At 44.2% G+C, this 1557-nt stretch carries 1 protein-coding gene and 1 pseudogene; both read left to right on the top strand.

What is annotated here, in order from left to right; all coding sequences use genetic code 11:
* Positions 1-515 (top strand): annotated as a pseudogene (sucC, locus tag GY683_RS05875) (succinate--CoA ligase subunit beta); the annotation flags it as partial.
* Positions 516-519: 4 nt separating this feature from the next.
* Positions 520-1398 (top strand): succinate--CoA ligase subunit alpha, encoded by an 879-nt coding sequence (gene sucD, locus GY683_RS05870; protein ID WP_297287855.1) that lies wholly within the window; start codon positions 520-522, stop codon positions 1396-1398.
* Positions 1399-1557 lie beyond the last annotated feature (159 nt).

The raw sequence follows: 1557 nt of genomic DNA, 5'->3' as shown, positions 1-1557 counted from the left end.
ATCTTGATGATAACGCCCTTTATCGACATAGTGATTTGTCAGCTCTTTACGATCCCACTCAAGAAGATGAAAAGGAACAAAAGGCACGCGAATTTGATCTTAACTATATCACTTTGGATGGCGATATTGCCTGTATGGTTAATGGTGCAGGATTGGCAATGGCAACAATGGACGTGATAAAAATGCGTGGTGGTGAGCCTGCCAATTTTCTTGATGTTGGTGGGGGTACGACAGCGGATAAAGTGACGGAGGCTTTTAAAATCATTTTGTCTGATCCAAAAGTTAAAGCGATTTTGGTCAATATTTTCGGTGGTATCGTCAGATGTGATTTGATTGCTGAAGGTGTCATTCATGCGATTAAGGAAACAGGAACGCAATTACCTGTGATTGCACGTTTAGAAGGCACGCATGTTGATAAGGGCAAGGCTCTGTTGAAAGAAAGTGGTTTATCGGTTATTCCAGCCGATGATTTGGATGATGCGGCTAAAAAAGCCGTCTTAGCAGTTAAAGGATGACAAAATGAGTATTTTAGTTGATACAGACACCAAAGTTATTTGCCAAGGATTTACAGGTAAACAAGGGACTTTTCACTCTGAACAATGCCTTGCTTATGGAACGGGGTTAGTGGGTGGCGTAACCCCAGGGCGCGGTGGACAAACTCATTTGGGTTTGCCCGTTTTTGATACAGTGCGTGAGGCTGTATTTGCGACGGGCGCGACGGCAACAATGATTTATGTCCCAGCGGCTTTTGCGGCAGATGCCATTTTGGAGGCGGCGGATGGTGGTATTAAAATCATTGTGTGTATTACCGAAGGCATTCCTGTATTGGATATGCTCAAAGTCAAAACTGCCCTGACTGATCATTATCCAGAAGTACGCTTGATTGGTCCTAATTGTCCTGGGATTATTACCCCTGGTGCGTGTAAAATGGGGATTATGCCAGGGCCAATACATCAATCGGGGCAAGTTGGTGTTGTCTCGCGTTCTGGTACATTGACTTATGAAGCCGTCGCTCAAACCACAAAGAATGGTTTAGGACAAAGCACTTGTATTGGGATTGGTGGTGATCCCATTCATGGCATGGACTTTATAGATTGTTTAAAATTATTTGAGGATGATCCCCAAACGGAAGGCATTGTCATGGTTGGTGAAATTGGTGGCACTGACGAAGAAGCGGCGGCGGATTATATCAAGTCTTCCATCAGCAAACCTGTTGTTGCTTATATTGCTGGTGTGACTGCTCCCCCTGGTAAACGTATGGGACATGCGGGGGCAATCATCGCAGGTGGTAAGGGGACAGCACAAGATAAATTTACTGCCTTAGAAGCGGCAGGCGTGACATTGGCGCGAAATCCAACTGAGATAGGTGTTCGTATTCTAGAACGTTTGAAAAATTAGGGTAATAAATTTTCTGGTTAAATAGGGGAAGCGGCGGAAAATAATGGACGCAAAAATTCAATATAATGGGAAAACGCTTACATTCGATAAGCCTCGAGTGATGGGAGTTTTGAATGTAACGCCAGATTCGTTTTCGGATGGTGGGAAATATAATCGGCT

The organism is Moraxella sp. (genome assembly GCF_024227015.1).
Taxonomy (GTDB): domain Bacteria; phylum Pseudomonadota; class Gammaproteobacteria; order Pseudomonadales; family Moraxellaceae; genus Moraxella.
Note: the sequence above shows the minus strand (reverse complement) of the source record. Positions and strands in the feature narration are given on the sequence as shown.